At 68.9% G+C, this 305-nt stretch carries 1 protein-coding gene; it reads left to right on the top strand.

Annotated elements, in window-relative coordinates; genetic code table 11:
• On the top strand, positions 1 to 305 hold a 305-nt coding region (locus tag KSO97_RS17625), incomplete at both ends, for an aldehyde dehydrogenase family protein (protein ID WP_232682147.1).

The raw sequence follows: 305 nt of genomic DNA, 5'->3' as shown, positions 1-305 counted from the left end.
GCATCAGCAACGGGAAGTTCCAGGGGATGACCTGGAACTTCCCGTTGCTGATGCTGGCCTGGAAGGTCGCTCCCGCCCTGGCGTGCGGCAACACCGTGGTGCTGAAGCCGGCCGAGACCACCCCGCTCACCGCACTGCTCTTCGCCGAGATCTGCCAGCAGGCCGTCCTGCCTGCCGGCGTCGTCAACATCGTCACCGGAGCGGGTGCGACAGGCCAGGCGCTGGTCTCCCACCCGGGCGTCGACAAGGTCGCGTTCACGGGCTCGACCGAGGTCGGCAAGGCGACCGCGCGAGCGATCGCCTTG

The organism is Nocardioides sp. R-C-SC26 (assembly GCF_021246465.1).
Lineage (GTDB): Bacteria > Actinomycetota > Actinomycetes > Propionibacteriales > Nocardioidaceae > Nocardioides.
The sequence above is the reverse complement of the archived record's forward strand: the minus strand, read 5'-3'. Positions and strand labels throughout refer to the sequence as shown.